The 18,015-nt window shown below is 34.0% G+C and carries 27 protein-coding genes and 1 pseudogene; 27 read left to right on the top strand and 1 reads right to left on the bottom strand.

All coding sequences use genetic code 11. The features are described from left to right. The first annotated feature begins 10 nt into the window (after window positions 1–10). On the top strand, window positions 11–238 hold the full coding sequence (locus AC07SW_RS09635) for a helix-turn-helix transcriptional regulator (protein ID WP_494632781.1): 228 nt from the start codon (window positions 11–13) through the stop codon (window positions 236–238). A 66-nt stretch (window positions 239–304) separates the two neighbouring features. Then, window positions 305–520: a hypothetical protein gene (locus AC07SW_RS09630; RefSeq protein WP_494632780.1), complete on the top strand. Its 216-nt coding sequence runs from the start codon at window positions 305–307 to the stop codon at window positions 518–520. Here AC07SW_RS09630 and AC07SW_RS09625 read toward each other — a convergent pair. Then, window positions 497–856, bottom strand: coding sequence for a hypothetical protein (locus AC07SW_RS09625; RefSeq protein WP_494632779.1), 360 nt, complete (start codon window positions 854–856; stop codon window positions 497–499). The genes AC07SW_RS09630 and AC07SW_RS09625 overlap by 24 nt on opposite strands. A 77-nt stretch (window positions 857–933) precedes the next feature. On the opposite strand from AC07SW_RS09625, the pseudogene AC07SW_RS09620 reads away from it, so the two are divergent. The 25 genes and pseudogenes from AC07SW_RS09620 to AC07SW_RS09500 form a co-directional block, all read left to right on the top strand. Continuing rightward, window positions 934–1,113 (top strand): annotated as a pseudogene (locus AC07SW_RS09620) (Rha family transcriptional regulator); the annotation flags it as partial. Window positions 1,114–1,370: 257 nt separating this feature from the next. Then, complete coding sequence (locus AC07SW_RS09615; protein ID WP_494632778.1) at window positions 1,371–1,889, top strand: calponin homology domain-containing protein; 519 nt, start codon at window positions 1,371–1,373, stop codon at window positions 1,887–1,889. 20 nt (window positions 1,890–1,909) lie between these two features. Then, window positions 1,910–2,155, top strand: coding sequence for a helix-turn-helix domain-containing protein (locus tag AC07SW_RS09610; RefSeq protein WP_167753192.1), 246 nt, complete (start codon window positions 1,910–1,912; stop codon window positions 2,153–2,155). After that, the gene (locus tag AC07SW_RS09605) at window positions 2,152–2,286 is read left to right on the top strand and encodes a hypothetical protein (RefSeq protein WP_494632777.1); all 135 of its coding nucleotides are present in this window, start codon (window positions 2,152–2,154) and stop codon (window positions 2,284–2,286) included. The genes AC07SW_RS09610 and AC07SW_RS09605 overlap by 4 nt, the downstream gene beginning before the upstream one ends. Next, window positions 2,283–2,462, top strand: coding sequence for a hypothetical protein (locus AC07SW_RS09600; protein WP_485441601.1), 180 nt, complete (start codon window positions 2,283–2,285; stop codon window positions 2,460–2,462). Before AC07SW_RS09605 ends, AC07SW_RS09600 begins: the two co-directional genes overlap by 4 nt. A 35-nt stretch (window positions 2,463–2,497) precedes the next feature. Next, window positions 2,498–4,519: an AAA family ATPase gene (locus AC07SW_RS09595; protein ID WP_494632775.1), complete on the top strand. Its 2,022-nt coding sequence runs from the start codon at window positions 2,498–2,500 to the stop codon at window positions 4,517–4,519. Next, complete coding sequence (locus tag AC07SW_RS09590; protein ID WP_135025251.1) at window positions 4,519–4,785, top strand: hypothetical protein; 267 nt, start codon at window positions 4,519–4,521, stop codon at window positions 4,783–4,785. The genes AC07SW_RS09595 and AC07SW_RS09590 overlap by 1 nt, the downstream gene beginning before the upstream one ends. Continuing rightward, entirely contained in the window at window positions 4,775–5,917 is a 1,143-nt protein-coding gene (locus AC07SW_RS09585; RefSeq protein WP_494632773.1) for a hypothetical protein, read from the top strand. Before AC07SW_RS09590 ends, AC07SW_RS09585 begins: the two co-directional genes overlap by 11 nt. Further along, window positions 5,905–6,600 carry an MBL fold metallo-hydrolase gene (locus AC07SW_RS09580; RefSeq protein WP_494632772.1) on the top strand — a complete coding sequence of 232 codons (696 nt, stop codon included), beginning with the start codon at window positions 5,905–5,907 and terminating at the stop codon, window positions 6,598–6,600. The genes AC07SW_RS09585 and AC07SW_RS09580 overlap by 13 nt, the downstream gene beginning before the upstream one ends. A gap of 12 nt (window positions 6,601–6,612) precedes the next feature. Continuing rightward, window positions 6,613–7,455 (top strand): DnaD domain-containing protein, encoded by an 843-nt coding sequence (locus AC07SW_RS09575; protein WP_494632771.1) that lies wholly within the window; start codon window positions 6,613–6,615, stop codon window positions 7,453–7,455. 17 nt (window positions 7,456–7,472) lie between these two features. Then, window positions 7,473–7,652: a hypothetical protein gene (locus AC07SW_RS09570; protein WP_494632770.1), complete on the top strand. Its 180-nt coding sequence runs from the start codon at window positions 7,473–7,475 to the stop codon at window positions 7,650–7,652. After that, complete coding sequence (locus AC07SW_RS09565) at window positions 7,653–8,459, top strand: DNA adenine methylase (RefSeq protein ID WP_494632768.1); 807 nt, start codon at window positions 7,653–7,655, stop codon at window positions 8,457–8,459. It abuts the gene before it with no gap. After that, window positions 8,456–8,743 (top strand): hypothetical protein, encoded by a 288-nt coding sequence (locus tag AC07SW_RS09560; protein WP_494632767.1) that lies wholly within the window; start codon window positions 8,456–8,458, stop codon window positions 8,741–8,743. Before AC07SW_RS09565 ends, AC07SW_RS09560 begins: the two co-directional genes overlap by 4 nt. 240 nt (window positions 8,744–8,983) lie before the next feature. Then, window positions 8,984–9,409 (top strand): single-stranded DNA-binding protein, encoded by a 426-nt coding sequence (locus AC07SW_RS09555; protein WP_494632765.1) that lies wholly within the window; start codon window positions 8,984–8,986, stop codon window positions 9,407–9,409. A 9-nt stretch (window positions 9,410–9,418) separates the two neighbouring features. After that, window positions 9,419–9,544, top strand: coding sequence for a hypothetical protein (locus AC07SW_RS09550; protein ID WP_494632763.1), 126 nt, complete (start codon window positions 9,419–9,421; stop codon window positions 9,542–9,544). A gap of 57 nt (window positions 9,545–9,601) precedes the next feature. Continuing rightward, entirely contained in the window at window positions 9,602–9,781 is a 180-nt protein-coding gene (locus tag AC07SW_RS09545; protein WP_494632762.1) for an XtrA/YqaO family protein, read from the top strand. Between the two features lie 93 nt (window positions 9,782–9,874). Beyond that, window positions 9,875–10,492 (top strand): sigma factor-like helix-turn-helix DNA-binding protein, encoded by a 618-nt coding sequence (locus AC07SW_RS09540; RefSeq protein ID WP_494632761.1) that lies wholly within the window; start codon window positions 9,875–9,877, stop codon window positions 10,490–10,492. A 43-nt stretch (window positions 10,493–10,535) separates the two neighbouring features. After that, the gene (locus tag AC07SW_RS09535) at window positions 10,536–11,171 is read left to right on the top strand and encodes a hypothetical protein (RefSeq protein ID WP_494632760.1); all 636 of its coding nucleotides are present in this window, start codon (window positions 10,536–10,538) and stop codon (window positions 11,169–11,171) included. A 150-nt stretch (window positions 11,172–11,321) separates the two neighbouring features. Continuing rightward, window positions 11,322–12,329, top strand: a complete 1,008-nt coding sequence (locus AC07SW_RS09530; RefSeq protein WP_494632759.1) for a hypothetical protein — start codon at window positions 11,322–11,324, stop codon at window positions 12,327–12,329. A 12-nt stretch (window positions 12,330–12,341) separates the two neighbouring features. Then, on the top strand, window positions 12,342–12,473 hold the full coding sequence (locus AC07SW_RS09525) for a hypothetical protein (protein WP_494632758.1): 132 nt from the start codon (window positions 12,342–12,344) through the stop codon (window positions 12,471–12,473). Between the two features lie 77 nt (window positions 12,474–12,550). Then, window positions 12,551–13,138 carry a helix-turn-helix transcriptional regulator gene (locus AC07SW_RS09520; protein WP_494632757.1) on the top strand — a complete coding sequence of 196 codons (588 nt, stop codon included), beginning with the start codon at window positions 12,551–12,553 and terminating at the stop codon, window positions 13,136–13,138. Then, window positions 13,119–14,570 (top strand): phage terminase large subunit, encoded by a 1,452-nt coding sequence (gene terL / locus AC07SW_RS09515; RefSeq protein WP_135081583.1) that lies wholly within the window; start codon window positions 13,119–13,121, stop codon window positions 14,568–14,570. Before AC07SW_RS09520 ends, terL begins: the two co-directional genes overlap by 20 nt. Before the next feature lie 10 nt (window positions 14,571–14,580). Next, window positions 14,581–16,089 carry a phage portal protein gene (locus AC07SW_RS09510; protein WP_494632756.1) on the top strand — a complete coding sequence of 503 codons (1,509 nt, stop codon included), beginning with the start codon at window positions 14,581–14,583 and terminating at the stop codon, window positions 16,087–16,089. A 4-nt stretch (window positions 16,090–16,093) separates the two neighbouring features. Next, complete coding sequence (locus AC07SW_RS09505; protein ID WP_494632755.1) at window positions 16,094–16,948, top strand: phage minor head protein; 855 nt, start codon at window positions 16,094–16,096, stop codon at window positions 16,946–16,948. 1 nt (window position 16,949) lies between these two features. Continuing rightward, the gene (locus AC07SW_RS09500; RefSeq protein WP_494632754.1) at window positions 16,950–18,014 is read left to right on the top strand and encodes an XkdF-like putative serine protease domain-containing protein; all 1,065 of its coding nucleotides are present in this window, start codon (window positions 16,950–16,952) and stop codon (window positions 18,012–18,014) included. Window position 18,015: the final 1 nt, after the last annotated feature.

Raw genomic sequence — 18,015 nt, 5'->3', positions numbered from 1 at the left:
TTTAAGTGAGGTGAGAAGTTTGAAAGAATGGTTAAAAAACAAAAGAGAAGAGTCTGGTTACACACAAGAAAGTTTGTCTATTAAGCTTGGTATAGCTAAAACCACCTATGCTTCATACGAACAAGGGCATAGAAATCCGTCTGTTTATAGCGCCAAAAAAATTGCAAAAGAACTTGGATTTGATTGGACTATTTTTTTTGAAGATGAAGTACACAATTCGTATGCCAAAGAAGGCTAATTCAATCATAACCCAAACTAACTCGAACAACTAGATAGTTGAGTACGGAAAAGGAAAGATATGTAAATGGGAGATAAAAATTTGTTAAAACAGATTTTAAAGGAACAACAGAAAACAAACGAATTGCTCCAAACTATTGTGAGTAGTAAGGAGCAAGCCGATGGAGTTATTGAGAGACAAGATTATATAAAAAGTTTAGAAAAGTGTAATTTATCACTTTTTAATGAAACTATAAAATTAAAAAATAAAATATTGAATTTAGTCTCTTCTGAAGAAGGTTAAATCGATATTAAGTAAGTCATTATTAGAACTACCATAGAAATTAAGCAGTTCGATAAACTGTTTATTTTTATTGACTGTTTCAATAACTTTTAAATTACTTGTCGAGTAGTTGATATTCACTTCTCCTAAAGTAGGTTTTCTACAAATGAATTCAGCGATATCAAAGTAAATATCTCTTTTATCTTTTGTCAATATAGAAACAGTATCTGAGTCTTTATGCATTGCAATTACTAATTCATTGGATAGTATGAAAAATTGACAATCCTGTAGATAGTCGTAAACGTCTATAAATATTCCATTGAGAGTTTTAACAAGTAATGGTTGTGGTTCATACATTTTATTCACCTCGCTTTCAATTAAATTATATCAATTGATCGAGCGAACAAATAGAGAACAAAAAAAGCTATACACACATGACAAATTTAGTAATTATGAAAGACAGACAAGCAGTAACTAGTAGTTTACAAGTAGCAAAGGGATTCGAAAAACAACACAAACATGTAATTGAAGAAATTGAAACGAAAATTCAATCGGTCGAAAATTTGGCTCATTACAAATCGATGTTTGCAAAAGGCGAACAAATAGAGAACAAAAGGAGCGATGCACACATGACATTTGAAGAACTACCTCAAATGATTAAAGAAAAGCAAAAAGAGTACAAAGTTAAAAAAATGTTTGAAAAAATTGTTGAAACTATTTTCTTTGGAATCGAAAACGGAATATCACAATCAGAAATCCCTTATAAAAAGGCAGACTTAGAAGAATTTATTGAGGAGTTGGAAGAACAACACATTCTCATATTTATTGACCCGGAAACAGAAAAAATAAAAATTGATTGGGGAACGATTGGATGACATCAAAAGTAGTGAGCATTCCGCTTAAAGAAGCATCAGAAAGAAAAAATATACAACAAAATTTTATTGCAAGGGAAACTCATCGTGCTAAATCAACTATCAATGGATATTTTAATGATGTTCCGACACCTGTTGATTCAATGGTTGAACTTGCTGCAGTAATAAACGATTCGGAATTAAGCCAACAACTAGCTTTTGAAGCATTTGGAGTATTACCTAATTTTAGATCTGATAAATACGAAGAATCAGCTTTTGCAATGGACGTTTTCCAAAGAAAAGAATCAGATGAGCGTAAAGCTATGAAGAAACAAGCAGAGTTGGCATTAACAAAACTCAATCACAAGTTAACTGAAGCAGATAAATCAGTACTTGCTGCGTATGCAAACGAATTTTTAGATGAAATTTTAATTGAGATTAAAATAGTTTCTCTTATATCAAGAAAAATTGATATTTCAACTAGTCAGTTAATCAATAAAAGAGTTCCGTACTGGATCAATGAGGAATACTTAAAATAATGAAAGAAAGGTCGGATAATATGACAAATTATCTTGTAAAGGAAGCTGCAAAAGAATTGAGATGTGGTGAAAATGTTGTAAGAAATTTAATTAAAGATGGACGAATTCGTGTAATGAAAATGCCAACACAAATTGTTCCAGATTTTGAACTTGACCGATTTAGAAAAGAAGTAGTTGCAAGTCAAGAGGATTTATCAAAATATGCTGATTTAAATTTATTTAAAGAATCAAAAGAAAATAATTTAGTAGGGATGGTTAGGCAATGACAGAAGCAATGGGTGTTTTAATCGGTTTGTTAATTGGATCAAGTTTATTAATAGCATTGCATTTAAGCAATAAAGAAGGACCTAGCAAAGACAGTAAGAAAATAATTAGTGGAAGGATGATTCATCAATGACATTTGAAATTGTTGTAGCAATTTTAGCCATTATTTTATTTTTAACAGTGTTTACGGCGTCAGCTTGTTATGTAGGTGTTAAAGCAATTAAAGAATCATGGAACGAGCCAGATTGGGAAGATGAAAAAAGACCAACTAAGGTAGCCGCCTTAATTGATCCATGTCAAAAAAATTAATTTAGATAATTATACCACAAAATGGAGGAACTAACATGAAAAAAATTAAATTATTAAACATGAAAATACGGAATTTCAAAGGCTTTAAGGAATTTGAATTAAAAGCTGATGGTCAAAACACTAACGTTACCGGTGATAATGCAACAGGTAAAACAACCTTATACGATGCATTCTTATGGTGTTTATTCAATAAAGATAGTAAAGATTCAGCAAAGTTTGCTTGGAAGCCGTTAGACAAAAATAATAATGAGATCCACCATTTAGAAACAGAAGTAGTTCTTGAGCTGTTAATTGATAATGAAGAGATTGAGTTTTCTCGTATGAATAAAGAAAAGTGGACTAAAAAACGCGGCTCAAATACCGAAACATTTGAAGGGCATGATTCAACTTATCGCATTGATGGAATTAAACAAACACAAGCAAAATTTAAAAAACGCATTGAAGAAATTATTGACGAAGAAACGTTTAAACAAATCACGAATGTTTATTATATTGCCGAAACGATGCCAGCTAAAGAGCGTAGAAAAATGCTTTTTAACTTGGTCGATGAATTAAACGATATGGAAGTAATCGAAAGTAAAAAAGAATTAGCTCCACTAATCAGTATTCTCGGGAAACATTCAATTGAAGACAAACGGCAGTTAGTTATGGAAGAACGTCGAAATATTAATAAGGATTTAGACAATATCCCTAATCGCATCGATGAAGTTGATCGTTCTATTAATCCCGATTTAACCGATGAAAATAAATCAACTCTTGAAACAAAAAAAGTAGCTCTTAGTCAAAAAATCGCAGCTGCAGAAGAAGAACTTGCTAACCAAAAAAATGGAACGCATTTAACAAACTTACGATCTGACTTACAAGTGAAGGTTGCTGAATCAGAAGAAGCAAAAATTAATTATCAAATTAAACAGAAAGAAAAAATAAGCGGGTTACAAACAGGCAAGCAACAAGTCTATGAACAAGCCATGAATGCAAATGAAGCCGTTGAGAACGAAGAAAAAGCACTTAGATATCTAAAAGAAGAATTAAGCAGTGAAGAAAAATATTTGCAGCGCATCACAGCTGATAAAGATGTATTAAGAAACAAATTTTTCATTGTTCAATCTGAAAGTTTCCCAGATTTTGACGAACACAAAAAAACATGTTCATTGTGTAATCAAGAATTGCCAGTTTCGGAACAATCGAAAATTGAACAACGCTATCTTGAAGAAAAAGAAGCTTTTAATTTGGATAAAGCAAGTAGATTGGAACGAATTAATGAAGAAGGCAAGGAACTAGCACATGAAGAGGATGTTCATAATGAATTAATCACAGAGCTTGAATTTAAGATAGCAGACACATCAAAATTAGAATCTCTAATAAAAGTACGTGATGACTTAAAAGGCCAACATGAAGCGATAAAAGAGCAAATTAGCAGCATGGAAAAAAATAGTGTTTGTTTTTCTGAAACAACCACAGCTAAAAAAATAGCTGATGAAATCAGCAAAATTAAACAAGAGATTATTTCAATTCAAGAAAATAACGATCATGTTTTACAAGTTCAAAAAGAATCAATTTCACACTTAAAAAGTGAACTAAATACCGTTAACGAGTCACTTAATGATTATGTATTTGCTGAAAAGCAAGAAGCTAGAAAAGCTGAATTAATTGAAGAAGAAAAGCTTTTAGCTACTCGATTCGGAGAATTGGATCAGCAATTGTTTTTACTGGACGAATTCACAAGAACGAAAGTAAATTTATTAACTAGTAAAATCAACGCACGCTTTGAATTTGTTAACTTTAAGCTGTTTGAAGAACAAATCAATGGTGGACTTAAAGAAATATGTGAGGTAACTGTTAACGGGATTCCTTATAGCTCCGGTTTAAACAACGCTGCAAGAATCAATGCGGGGTTAGATATTATCAACACTTTAACAAAAGTAAAAGAGGTGTCAGCACCGATTTTTATTGATAACGCTGAATCTATTAATGATTTATTAGCAGTAGAAGCCCAAACAATCACGTTAAGCGTAAGTAAAGACAAAGAATTGAAAATGATGGAGGTAGTTAAATAATGGGATATATCACAGATGAAACAGGGTTTATGTTGTTTGGAAAAACTCCAGAAGGTAAGTGTGAAATGTGTTGCGTAAAACACGAAGAAGGACAGCCTCACGATCAACAAAGCTTAACTTATCAATATAAGTTTTATGACCAAAACGGACACTGGCCAACTTGGAAAGATGCTATGGCTCATTGTAGCGAGGAAACTAAAATTATTTGGACAAACGCACTAGAAAAAAGAGGAATTGAAGTTGGAGGTAAAAAAGATGACAAATGAGTTGAAAAAAGCAGAAAATTTCAAGACCGCCTTAGCAAAAATTAACGATGCTTATACACCAATGATTACAGAGCAATTGGAAGGCAATGGGCTACAAATGTCAGATTATAAAAAGCAATGCGTATTAAATGCAATTTCAGCAATTAATACAACGGTACAGAATGCAGGGTTAGAGATTGGTAATATTGACCAAAGCAATCTAACTCAAATTTTATTGAATGTTGCTTCTTTAGAATTAAATGCAGCTGCTACACCTCGAGAATGCTATTTCATTACTAGAAATGTGAAACAAGGCAAGGGAGATCAACAGAAAACAGTTAAACAAATTGAACTCGGAATTGAAGGGGATGGAAATGATGCCATCCTTGCTAGATTTGGGAGAAATGTAAAAAAAGTTTATCCGTTCTGGTTAGTCCGAGAGCAAGATACTTTTATCTATCCTCGTTATAAAGGTATAGATTTCACACCGCCAGAATGGGAGCCAACTGGTGAAGGGCGTGTCGAAAGAATTGTTTATCCTATTGAAATGACAGATGGTTCAGTAGAGTTCCATATAACTGAACGAAATGACGTTAAAAAGAACTTATTAGCTCATATGTACAATAACTTGATGTGGGATAATGAGAAATTAAAGAAAAAACAACAAATTAAAGAAAAAGCATCAACTATGACACTTAATGAAATGCTTGATGATGAACCTCTTTTAAAACTAGGACAAGTCAGCCCAGCGTGGAAAGACCCTCAAAGTTCAGAATCAATGATTATTCGTAAAATGAGAAATAATATCGTTAAAAAGATTCCAAAGGATTTCTCTAATGCTTTCGTAGCAATGACTTATCAAGAACAAACAGATGAAGAGCTAAAAGCTGTTCGCCGAGAAGTTACTGAAGAAGCTAATAAAGAAATATTAGATTTTCCTTCTGATGATTCAATTACAAAAACAGTTATTGAAGAACATTCCAACGTGCCTATAAACGAGGTCGTAATAGAGGATAAGAAAGAAATTGTTGAAGAGAATGTCACTGATGCATCAATTGAGGGTGACGAATCAACAGAACAAGCAGCATTAGACTTAGACATGAAGCCACCTCATATCGCTAAAAGTGAAGAGTTGCCATCATGGTTAAAATAGAAAGTTTTGGATCATCATCAGCTGGTAATTCGTATATTATCAGCTGTGATGATAGCTCATTAATGTTAGAAGCAGGTATTGACCCTAAGAAAATGAATGAAGTTAATTGGTCCATCGTAAAAGGGTGTTTAATTACTCATGAACATGGAGATCATTCAAAGTTTGCTAACAAGTTAGTCCAAGGCGTAGGATTTGATATTTATTCTAGCGCTGGAACGCTTGAAGCTTTATCCGTAGCAAGTTATCGTACGAAACGATTAGAAGCCGATAAAGTAGCTAGAATTGACGATTGGCAAGTTCTTCCGTTTTTAGTTGAACATGATGTATCAGAACCGTTCGGATTCCTAATATTAGCACCGGATGGAAGTAAAATAGTTTTTGCGACAGACACTTATTTTGTTAGAAAGAGATTCATTGGTGTTACTCACTTTATGATTGAATGTAATTACGCATTAGATATTTTAGATCAAAATGTATCAGCTGGTCATATTGATAATGGACGGAGAAAACGTCTTTTAAAAAGTCATTTTGAATTAGGAAATGTTAAAAATTTCTTGAACTCAAATGATTTGAGTCAAGTTCAAGAAACTTGGTTGCTTCATTTAAGTAATCAAAATAGCGATGAGAAAAGGTTTAAAAAAGAAATACAGGCTATCACAGGTACGCCAGTTTATATTGCATAGGAGGGTTGAAACGTGGAAGGTTTTATACAAGTTCATAGAAAAATGCAAGATAGTATCGTCTTCCAGAATCCTTACTATTATAAGCTTTGGTCCTATCTTATGTTTAAGGCAAGGTTCAAACCGGGTAAGATTTTTATTGGCAATCAAGAGGTTCAGTTAGACATTAATCAACTTGTTTGGGGAAGAAAAGAAGCAACTGCAGAACTTAATCAAGGGATTTCAGCCAAAGAAAAAAAATCTGAGTCTACTTGGGAAAATTATTTAAAGAAATTTGAAAAAATGGGAATTCTTAACAGGAAAGTTAACAGCAAATTTACCATCGTAACCCTTACGGACGATTGGTTTTCTAAGTCGGAAGATGAAGAAAGTTCACAGGAGTTCTCACAACAAGTTAACAGCACTTTAACATCAAGTTACCAGCAACTTAACAACAACTTAACACAAAAGAAGAAAGTTAATAATGTCTTTACTTCTTCTACAGCTAATTTATCAAATATAAATTCAACTAGCGCAGGTGAAATGTACGAGTTAGCCTTTCCTAAAAAACCAATGAACCAAGTCATCGCCCAATCCATCGCCGAGTGGATAAATGATTTTGGTGGTCAAGAGGAAATCGTTTGTCTAGCGATAAAGAACGCCGCCGAGTATTCAGCTGACAACTTCAAATACGCTGAAAACACAATGAAACGCTGGGAAATGCAAGGGGTTAAAACTGTTGAAGATGCCCAAGCTTTAATCGATAAATTCGATCAAGAAAAAAATAGGAAAATCGAACAAGAAATGACTAGTAAAGCATCAATGAAAAGCACTGGAAGCACAATGAAAGTTCCATTGCATAATTGGCTTGAAAATTAAAGAAATAAGGTGGAGTAATGGAATATGCAGTATATAAAGGCGACGAGCTGTTAGGTATCGGAACCGCAAAGGAGCTAGCAGAAAGATTAAAAGTAAAAGTCGAAACAATCAAATTTTACTCAACAGCTTCTTACAAAAAAAGAATTAAAAAAGAAAATCATAATCGCTTGATATCGGTTAAGTTGGAGGATGATTAGGTGAAACGAATATTAAATTATCCAGGTAGTAAGTGGAAGATGGCCGATTTTATTATTAAGCTGATGCCGGAACATTCCACTTACGTAGAACCGTTCTTTGGATCCGGAGCTGTATTTTTTAACAAACCAAAAGCAAAAGTTGAAACAATCAACGATATGGATAGCCGCATAGTTAATTTTTTTAAAGTATGTCGTGATCAACCGAACGAATTAATTGAAAAATTACAATTGACTCCATTGAGTAGGGAAGAATATAAGGCAAGCTATGAAACTTCTTCTGATTCTTTGGAAGATGCAAGAAGGCTGATGATTCGATGTTGGCAAGCAATCGGAGCGAAAACGAGCGACATTACAGGTTGGCGCTCGTTAATTGATTCAAATGGTCCTAATACTACAAAAGAATGGCGAGAGGTTGGAACTAGAGTAGCGGATGTTGCAAATCGTTTGAAAGATGCTCAAATCGAACATCAAGATGCTATTAAATTGCTAGATAGATACAACCGTAAAGGCGTTCTGACTTATGTTAATCCACCTTATTTATTAGAAACAAGGTCAAAAAGACATTATAAACATGAATACACGGATGCAGATCATGAAGCACTGCTTGACTGCCTTGTGGATTTTAAAGGGTATGTGATTTTATCCGGATATGAAAATGATATGTACAATGCATGGTTAAAGGGATGGCATAAAGAATATTTTGCAACCAATGGAGAAGCAGGCTCTAAGCGTGAGGAAGTTTTATGGATGAACTTTAAACCAGCTGGCCAGATTGATTTAATCGAATTATTGGAGGAATCAGAATGAAATTATCTGAAAAAGGAAGCAATCAAATAGCGGAAGGCGGTCTTTTGTTAGACCTTCCTACCAAAAATCCTAAGAAGCCTAAGAAATCTAATTTTAAAGAAGGCGACACAGTGCTTTGTTCGGAAGTTGCAGGTTGGAAACGTGATTTTATCGGTAATGTTCACAAATTAAACAACGTTTCAGCAGTTATTTATATCACGATTTCTGAACCCGAAGACGATTGGAAGCTACAAGAACACAATTATAAATGTGTGGTCAGTTTTAAAAATATGAGGAAGGTGTGAGGGAATGAGAAGGATATTTAAACGTTTATTATTTTTAGGAATGTCGATATTGACTTTATCAATCGCTCTCCTATTGATATTTTTTCTATTGGTAGTGGTCGGTTTCATTTTCATAAAAGTATTAGAAACAAACATTTTTTGGAAACTATTAGGAGTAGTCTCCATTATCGGATTGTTTGGTACCGTTTGGCAGACATCAAATTGGTTAATGGTCGTATTTAAAAGAAAAGGAGAATGTAAATGAATTCAGTAAACTTAATAGGCAGATTAACAAATGTTGCTGATTTAACATACAGCTCAAGTGGAATAGCACTGGCATCAGTGACAATAGCTGTTAAACGGGCATTTAAAACAGGTGACGGAGTAGAAGCTGACTTTATTAGGTTAAAAGCTTTCAGAAAAACAGCCGAATTGTTAGCAAATGTTGACAAAGGTAAAGAAATTGGAATAAGTGGATCATGGCAGACAGGAAGCTATGAGAACGTTCAAGGTATGAAGATCTATACAAATGATTGTATTGTTCAGCAAATAACGTTCATCGGCAGCAAGTCAACAAATAACGATGAAAAAGAGCATCAGCAAAGTTACCAAGCCAACCCGAATAATTACAAGCAACAAAATTACGGTAGTGAAATTGATATTAAAGATGATGATTTACCATTTTAGGAGGCAACAATGAGAGAAGTAGTAGAAGCAATTAAAGGCTTAACCATTTTATTAATAATCGCATTATCAACAATGGTTGCATTAGCAGCTGTTTTGAAAGTAATACTTTTCTTAATAAAATGGGTTTTTAAATAAAAAAAGACGAGGTTTCCCCCGTTCCGCACACACATTATAACACGAGGGGTGCCGTCTTTGGAATTTAAACAAGTAGAACTAGATCAGTTAAGCGAAAAAGAACTAAATAACACTGTAATTATTGTCAGCAATGGCATGACTAAGATGGCTCATTTGCCACCATTTGCTGATATTAAGCTTACAACTAACGATAATAAAGTCACATTAGTTAAATGTGAAACAAAAACTAAATTTTAATAGTCTGACTAGAAAACTAGAGGACACTTTAACAACGTAGTAATACGTTAGTTGAGGTGTCCTTTTTTTGCATTTAAAAGGAGGAATACACATATGGAGAAAGATTGGTTAAACGCAGATGAACTTATAAAAGAGTATAAACAGGAACTTTCAAAACTAAATAAAATAAAGAGACCATTCAAAAATGAACATGAACTTTTAATGGAGAAATCAAAAAAGCTTCAAAAAAAAGGTGAAATGTTATCATTCGAAGATAAAAATAGATCCATTTTTTTAAGGAAAGAATTAAAAATCTTTGGTGGAATGATTTCAGATTTGAAATATGCAATCGAATGGTTAGAAACTGCGAGAGAACCTGGTACTAGAAGAACAATATCTAACCGTTCACGTTATCAGAGAACGTCATTGTTTGCTGAAATAGAGAAGTTATCTTACTTAGTTACCATTGAACAAGAAAATCAAAGAGAAGCCACAGAGGACGAAATAGAACGAATTACAGCTATGCTAAATAATCTATCTGACAAGGAACGGGCTGCTTACTTAGCAGTTAAGGGGCAGAATCTTTCTTACGCTAAAGCAGGTGAGATTTTAGGTGTCAGCAAAGCTTCAGTGCAAAGTTATGTTAATCGGGCGCAAGATAAGATTGATAATCAAGTTAAATATGGATCGCAAAATATTCTTTTTGATATTTTATTCTATGATATTCATTAAATATGGTATAGTTAATATTATATCAATGATTGGAGGATGAACAATGTTTATACTTTCTCAAATAGTAAATTTAGACTTAGTTCAAAAAAATGAGACAGGTTGGTTTACCCCGGGCAATATAGTATCAATAGTATCAGCTCTATTAGCTGCAAGTGCAGTTATTTACAATGCAAGTAAAACAACTAGAACTATGAGTAACAATAATAAAGATTCTATTGATGCTAATTTAATAGCAAAAGCAAGGTTAGAGTGGATTAAAGAGGTAAGAGATGAATCAGCAAGTTTTATTTCGCTTTGTTACGAATTTATAGAGTACTCTTCAATTTCTCAGATTAAAATTGAAGTTACAGATGCAACTAGTGACTCCATTACTATCGGTATTGATGAGGTAATTGATTCTCCAAAAACTTCAATTCAAGGCGAAGATTTACTGCTCGCTAAAGAAACTCTTGTTAATAAATTAAATTTAAAAGCAAATTTATTAATTCTTTATTTTGGACCAGACGAAATAGGAAAAAATCAAAATATTATTGACAAGGTAAACAAAATCTTAGGAATAATAAAAATGGAAGATCCTAGTGCTTTTATAACAAAAATGAAAGATGAAGTTGAAGATTTCAGAGATGATATTAGATTGTACTTAAAAGAAGAATGGAAGCAAGCTAAAACTGGGAAATAAATTTTTGCCATACGATAACCACCATTAAGTGAAAGAGGTTCACATCTATTACTTCAAATTATATTGAACTAGTATATAATAAATTCATGTATACAAATATCTATTCATTAGGTATAATTAATTTAAAAGGAATTGATTGGAGAGAACTATTTGGATAATGATAATGAGAGAAGTTTAAAAGTACCAGAAAGTGAGTTAGCTATAAAAGATTTTAAATCAGTTTTTTTTCAAATGGTTGGAACATCAGATAATACAACAAAGGTTTATAATAAGGATGTAGTAATTGACTTAAATGAAATATTTTTGTTAAATGATTTAATTTGTGAAAAGCTACGGACCTATAATGATGCTGGTTTTTTTGTAAAAGTTCATGTCAAATATTCTAATAAAAAAGATATACTTTTTTCAAACTGGGATGATTTTAAAAATTATACTTGGTACGAAAATGCTTCAATAAGTAACATTGTTTTAACGTGGCACTTTAATGCTATTTTACCGCAATATCAATATCCTCAAAAACATGTAATTGTTGTGAAATTATCAAATGGTATGAGACCAGAAGAAATGTTAAATGTAATCTTCTCTGGATCGATTGAGGACGTTGGTGAACTTGAAAAAAGTTTTTTCCCTATTATCGCAAGTATAGATTTCATTGATCGAATGTTAGGAGACGAATTATTAAATATTATTGGTAAATGGGTAGAAAGACTGAATGAGTCAGCAATAAAGAAAAGTAACTTAGTGCTTAAACTTAAAAAAAATAAAAGAAAAGTTGCTTTAACAGTTGAATATTTCACTTATTTTATATCATTGATATTTAGTGTTGTTTTGTTGAACTATGTTATAGATTATATTGGAGTAACTGATGTAGCTCATATTAAAATAGATGAGTTTAAAGTTTTGCTAAATGGGATTTTTATAGTAACAGCTGTATGGATAATATCAAAAAAAGTTAGTCGTTATTTAGCAAAAAGAATATTTAATTTATTACATGAATATGGAGATAGCTATTTATTTAATATTACTAGAGGTGATGAAAAGAAACAAAATAAAATGCAAAAAGCAGAAAGATATGATATAATCAAATTAATATTTACTTTTGTTACTGTTGCTATTCTGAATGTCTTTTGGCTTTTTATTGGAAAAATATTTTTCTAAGGGGTTGATAATATGGAAATAGTTCAAAATATTTTTAAATCTATCGATAAAATTATCAAGTTAATAAGGATTATAGATAGAAAATTTGAAGATGTTGAAAGATATGGGGATAAGCCTAATTTTCTTAAAGCTAAAAATTATTAGTTGAATCTGTACGTTAACCAAAGACCTTTCGAGGTCTTTTTTATTTTGCTTAAAATACATAAAATGGAGGTGAGATCATGGCTAAACCTAAATACGGAAAATGGATTACAGACGAAGGATTACTTCAGTTAGAGGCTTGGGCTAGAAATGGTCTCACTGATGAACAAATAGCCCACAATATGGGGGTTTCTACTGCAACGCTTTACAATTACAAGAGAAATCATTTAGAGATTTTAGAGGCCTTAAAAAAGGGTAAAGAAGTTATTGATATTCAAGTTGAAAATGCTTTGCTTAAAAGGGCGTTAGGTTACTCATATTCTGAAAATAAGTACATGTTGGCACGAATGGAAGATGACGAATATCAAAATAAACTTACCGCCTATATAAATGAATATAAATATAATCACCCAGAAGCTTCACAAGAAGAAATAAATAGAGTAAAAATTAATTTCCCGAAAACAAAAGAGGTTCTTGTTGAACGAAAAATAAAAGAAGTTTCACCAGATACTACAGCCCAAATTTTCTGGTTGAAAAATCGCAAGCCGGAGAAGTGGCGAGATAAGCAAGTCGTGGAACATGGCGGAGAGGTTTCTGTTAATACAGCGTTTGCCAATCTTACCGTTGAAGAATTGAGGCGATTGGCTAATGCAAAACGAAGCGATTGACTTAGAAAAAATTGCTCAAGAAGCTTTCAATGAGTTAGCAAGACGTAATTACTCAGATTATTTTTATTTGGCACATGGGAAACAGTTTGAAATGCTCCGTCATCAAGCTTATATAGCACCAAAACTTCAAGAAATCGCTGACGGAGAACAACGGTTTATTATTGTTGAGTTGCCTCCGCAGCATGGGAAATCTACTTTTATTACAGAAACGTTTCCGGCTTATTATTTAGGAAAGAATCCAGATAAGTTGGTGATGGTTGTTTCGTATTCAGAAGAATTATATAAAAAGTTTGGTAGAAAGAATCGAGAAAAGTTTAGGCTTTTTTCAGATTCTTTATTTAATTTAAAAATCAGTTCTGAAACAGCCAGTGTAAGCGAATGGGGAATCGAAGGGCATCTTGGTTCTTTGTACAGCACCTCAATATTGGGTGGCGCAACTGGTAGGGGATCTAATTTATTGATTATTGATGACCCTATTAAGAATAGAGCAGAAGCAGAAAGTAAGACCATCCGAGATAAAGTTTACAACGAATGGCAAGACACTTTCTATTCTCGTCTAACTGCAGATGCTAGTGTGATTGTAATCATGACTAGATGGCATGAGGATGATTTAGCGGGTCGATTGCTTAAAGAAATGACTTTACCCTGGGAAGAAATAAAAATACCAGCAATCGCAGAAGAAAATGATTTGCTAGGAAGAAAAGAAGGTGAGGCATTAGCTCCAGAAATTGGAAAAGATGTAGAATGGGCTGAAAAAACAAAAGCAGTAACGGGATCAAGAGGTTGGGCTTCACTGTATCAACAAAGACCGACACCGGCCGGGGGCAATATTTTCAATAGATCGTGGGCTAAGTATTATGTCCCTACAATTGAAATGAAGGTGAAGCTGGGTCTTGGTGATGATGTAGCAGTTATTCCAGAAAGCTTTGATATACAAGTTCAATCTTGGGATTGTACATTCAAAGATTCGGATACGTCGGACTATGTAGCAGGTCACGTTTGGGGTAAAAAACAAGCTGATTTTTATTTTTTAGATCGGCATCATGAACGGATGGGAATTGTTGAAACAATGAGAGCTATTCAACATATGACTGATAAGTGGCCGCATGCTAAAGCTAAATTTATTGAAGACAAAGCAAACGGAAGTGCCGTAATTGAAATGCTATCTAAAAAAATACCGGGTATTGTTCCGGTGAATCCTCAAGGTGGTAAAGAAGTAAGAGCAAATGCAGTATCTCCTTTTTGGGAGAGTGGCAACGTGTACGTGCCTCATCCTTTATGGAAACCTTGGATTGATGAAGTGTTAGACGAGCTTCAATCATTCCCTAACGGTGTACATGATGATGATGTAGATTCTATGTCACAGGCATTAGTAAAACTTGATACTAAAGTAAAAAAAGAGCGAAGAGAAGGAAGAAAAACAGCATTCTAGGAGGTGTCAAATGGCTAGTAAAATTATTAAATCTACCAAAAAAAATAAGGAATTAGCTTCAGTTAAAAAAAGCGAAGTGATGATTCAAAAATCACGATCTATTAAATATAAATCTTTTGGCGGAGTTGAACACAGCAGAGATTTAACCCAACTTTCGCCACCTTATGATATAAAAGTTTTGAGGGCTATTGGTGAAAGTTCTAGTATTTTGAAACAATGTATTGATGCATACGCTCATAATGTTACAGGGTTTGGCATTGGCATCCGTTATAAAACAGAAGACAATGAGGAAACGCCAGAAATGAAGTCAGAAAAGGCAGCAATTGAAGGCTTGTTGAATGGTTTAAACCTTGAACGTCCACCAAAAGAAGTGATTGAAGAGGTTATCCATCATGTTGAAGAATGCGGAAATGGCTATTTTGAAGCTATACGAAACGGCAAAGATGAAGTTGTCGGCATTGACAGCATTAAGCCGGAGCATATGACAGCTACTAAGCTTAATCGCATCACGTTGCCCGACGGAACAGTTAGAAAGTTCCGTTATTATGTGTTTCGTGATTCATTGGAAGACAGTGGTCAAAAAGGCAACGGCATGTGGTTTAAGTCGTTTGGTGATCCAACTCCGTTAAACACTGATGGATCAATCGCAAAAGACGGTGAAGGCACAGCGACAGAGGTTATTCATGTGAAAATCGGTGATTACACTGATCCTTATGGAGTCCCACGTTATATTGGTACCCTTATTAAGATTCTTGGTGCAAGAAAAGCGGACGAATTGAATTACAGATACTTTACCAATGGTCGCCACATGCCATTGGCTATTTTATTAGAAAATGCGCAGCTAACTGCACAGAGCGAAGAAACGTTACAAAGCTATGCAGACCAATTGGACGGCGAAAGTTCACAACACAAATTTTTATTACTGGAAGCTGAAAAAGTCGATAGCAGCAGTAATATGCTAGATGAAGGAAAAGACAAACCAGCTATTAAGCTTGAAAAATTGGCGGATATCTTGCAGAAAGATGCGTTGTTCCTTGAATATGACCAACGTACAACAGAAGCGGTTCTATCATCATTTAGATTGCCGCCTATTTATGTAGGTATGTCTAGTGATTACAATCGTGCAACAGTTGAAACGGCTAAGGAATTAACAGAAGAACAAGTGTTTCAACCGAGACGTGAAGGGTACGAATGGCGTTTGAATAATTTGTTTACAGATTATGAGTTTAAACATGTAGAGCTTTATCTAAAATCGCCTAACCTATCAAACATGGAAGATATTAAAAGTATTCTTGATCCAGCGATTCAAGCCAACGCGGTTGCTCCTAACGATTTACGTGAGTTGCTATCTAAAGTCCTTAACAAGCCTTTGCAACTATTTAAAGGGGATAAATTCAACTTTCCTATGGGTATTCAGCCACAATCAAACGATTATAACATTGAAAAAGCATATGGTGAAACATCAGATGGTGAAATGGCCGGAATGTTTAGACGTATGCTTCGTAAGATGAAAGGGTGAGTTTATGTGCCAATCTGATTTTGAGGAACTACTTCTTAAAGCGCTTGAAATTGAAAAGAACGAAGATGACGAACTAAAAAAAATATTAGAAGCAGCTGGATTTAATTTTGTTGATCTCTTAGTTGAAAAGATAAAACAATCTGAAATCGCAATTGATGAAGTGCTTCAGCTAGATTACGAAGAAGTTCTTGATATCGTCACAAGTTTATTTTTAAAAAATAAAAAGACTCCAAGCGAAAAAGCAATACGGCGTGAATTGAAAAAAAGAGGGTTTAACAGCAACTTTTCAGAAGCTGTTATCCCTATTTTAAATGAAACATTTAATGAAGTAGCTGAACAAATGGCTAAGGATTTAGATAGTCAGTTTTCTAATAAAAAGTTATCAAGGGCATCAAAGAAAGCAATGGAAAAATGGTTCAAAGAGCTACCTCAACTTATGAAATTAACAACAGATGATGCAGTTGTTAGAGCCATAAACGATGCTTATGAAAACGGTAAAGGAATAAGAGGTTTAGAGTCCGCGTTATCAAAAATGCCAGAATTCAGCAGACGAAGAGCCAGAACGACAGCAATTACAGAAGGTTTATCGAATTATCAAGCAGGAACTTACGAAGCTATGATGCAAAGTGATTCAGTCATGGGGTTGAAATGGATTCACACTCCTGGTTATCCGGAACCACGCCAAGCACATCAAGCATTACATGGAACAGTCGTTAAAAAAGGTAAGTTCTTCAACGTGAATGGCTATAAGGCACGCTATCCGCTTGATCCATCATTGCCGGCAGGTGAACGAATTCAGTGCCATTGTCATGTTGAACCAGAGCTGGACGAAAAATATTTGAAAGGGGGTGAAAAATAAAATGCCTAGAGAATTAAAGAATGTGAACGTTACGCATGTTTCATTTGTTGATAAAGCAGCAAATAAAAAGAAATTCTTTTTGACTAAATCAGCTGATAAGTCCGATCCAGTATTTGAAACTACGGTGCGAACAATCACGAAGGCTGATGACCCTCAAAAGCTTGTTTATGGTGTTGTTTATGAGCCAGATGTTAAAGATGCACATGATGATTTCATGACTGCGGACGAAATTGAGAAGGCAGCTCATGGATTTATGCAAAATTACCAACAAATTGATAAGCAACATGATTTTGAAGCAGGAGCTGGAACAGTCGTGCAGTCTTATATTGCGCCATGTGATTTAGATGTGGGAGAAACCATTGCAAAAGGTAGTTGGGTGCTTGTTACAAAAGCAACCGATGAAATTTGGGAGTCCATTCAAAAAGGCGAATTTACAGGATATTCATTAGCAGGACAGGCAGAAGTTGCAGAGATTGAAAAAGCCACACAAGATATTTTTAATAGAAATAAGTTGATGCGTGATGTTAATAGCGCTATGGATTCTTTTCGTTCAGCAGTGTGGCGCATATCTGATGATTATCAGCTTGATGACACAGCAAAAATTCAAGAAATCCAAAATGAAATCACTGAACTAAGTAATTTAGTCGGTGGATTTTCAATAACTAAATCACAAGAAAAAGGCCTAATCAACTCGATTAAGTCTTTTTTTAATACCCAAAAACAGGAGGATGAAGAAATGAAAATTGAAGACATTACAAAGGCGTTTACTGATGCATTGCAACCAGTAAACGAGCGCTTAGAAAACTTAGAAAAAGCTAGCGCTGACGGCACAAAAGAAAAAACGCCAGAAGAATTAGCAGCAGAAAAGAAGAAAAAAGAAGAAGCTGATGCATCAGATGCAGTAGCAAAAGCGGTGGAAGCTGCAACAAAACCATTAATTGATCGGATTGAAAAAATGGAGAACACTCGCAAATCAAACGCAGTGGAACCAACCTATTCAACACAAGAAGAAGTTAAAAAATCAGAAGTGCCATCGTATGTTGATGCAGCATTTCCAATGGAATAAT

The sequence above is a fragment of the Carnobacterium sp. GW821-FHT04C06 genome, from assembly GCF_059420345.1.
This window is presented reverse-complemented; position numbering and strand designations above follow the sequence as displayed.

Coding starts and splice junctions, on each gene's coding strand:
- AC07SW_RS09510 (WP_494632756.1), top strand. CDS start 14,581: ATGGCTAGTAAAATTATTAAATCTACCAAAAAAAATAAGGAATTAGCT.
- AC07SW_RS09540 (WP_494632761.1), top strand. CDS start 9,875: ATGGAGAAAGATTGGTTAAACGCAGATGAACTTATAAAAGAGTATAAA.
- AC07SW_RS09500 (WP_494632754.1), top strand. CDS start 16,950: ATGCCTAGAGAATTAAAGAATGTGAACGTTACGCATGTTTCATTTGTT.
- terL (WP_135081583.1), top strand. CDS start 13,119: ATGCAAAACGAAGCGATTGACTTAGAAAAAATTGCTCAAGAAGCTTTC.
- AC07SW_RS09570 (WP_494632770.1), top strand. CDS start 7,473: ATGGAATATGCAGTATATAAAGGCGACGAGCTGTTAGGTATCGGAACC.
- AC07SW_RS09560 (WP_494632767.1), top strand. CDS start 8,456: ATGAAATTATCTGAAAAAGGAAGCAATCAAATAGCGGAAGGCGGTCTT.
- AC07SW_RS09520 (WP_494632757.1), top strand. CDS start 12,551: ATGGCTAAACCTAAATACGGAAAATGGATTACAGACGAAGGATTACTT.
- AC07SW_RS09505 (WP_494632755.1), top strand. CDS start 16,094: ATGTGCCAATCTGATTTTGAGGAACTACTTCTTAAAGCGCTTGAAATT.
- AC07SW_RS09525 (WP_494632758.1), top strand. CDS start 12,342: ATGGAAATAGTTCAAAATATTTTTAAATCTATCGATAAAATTATCAAG.
- AC07SW_RS09590 (WP_135025251.1), top strand. CDS start 4,519: ATGGGATATATCACAGATGAAACAGGGTTTATGTTGTTTGGAAAAACT.
- AC07SW_RS09535 (WP_494632760.1), top strand. CDS start 10,536: ATGTTTATACTTTCTCAAATAGTAAATTTAGACTTAGTTCAAAAAAAT.
- AC07SW_RS09625 (WP_494632779.1), bottom strand. CDS start 856: ATGTATGAACCACAACCATTACTTGTTAAAACTCTCAATGGAATATTT.
- AC07SW_RS09585 (WP_494632773.1), top strand. CDS start 4,775: ATGACAAATGAGTTGAAAAAAGCAGAAAATTTCAAGACCGCCTTAGCA.
- AC07SW_RS09615 (WP_494632778.1), top strand. CDS start 1,371: ATGACATCAAAAGTAGTGAGCATTCCGCTTAAAGAAGCATCAGAAAGA.
- AC07SW_RS09595 (WP_494632775.1), top strand. CDS start 2,498: ATGAAAAAAATTAAATTATTAAACATGAAAATACGGAATTTCAAAGGC.
- AC07SW_RS09630 (WP_494632780.1), top strand. CDS start 305: ATGGGAGATAAAAATTTGTTAAAACAGATTTTAAAGGAACAACAGAAA.
- AC07SW_RS09605 (WP_494632777.1), top strand. CDS start 2,152: ATGACAGAAGCAATGGGTGTTTTAATCGGTTTGTTAATTGGATCAAGT.
- AC07SW_RS09600 (WP_485441601.1), top strand. CDS start 2,283: ATGACATTTGAAATTGTTGTAGCAATTTTAGCCATTATTTTATTTTTA.
- AC07SW_RS09555 (WP_494632765.1), top strand. CDS start 8,984: ATGAATTCAGTAAACTTAATAGGCAGATTAACAAATGTTGCTGATTTA.
- AC07SW_RS09580 (WP_494632772.1), top strand. CDS start 5,905: ATGGTTAAAATAGAAAGTTTTGGATCATCATCAGCTGGTAATTCGTAT.
- AC07SW_RS09610 (WP_167753192.1), top strand. CDS start 1,910: ATGACAAATTATCTTGTAAAGGAAGCTGCAAAAGAATTGAGATGTGGT.
- AC07SW_RS09550 (WP_494632763.1), top strand. CDS start 9,419: ATGAGAGAAGTAGTAGAAGCAATTAAAGGCTTAACCATTTTATTAATA.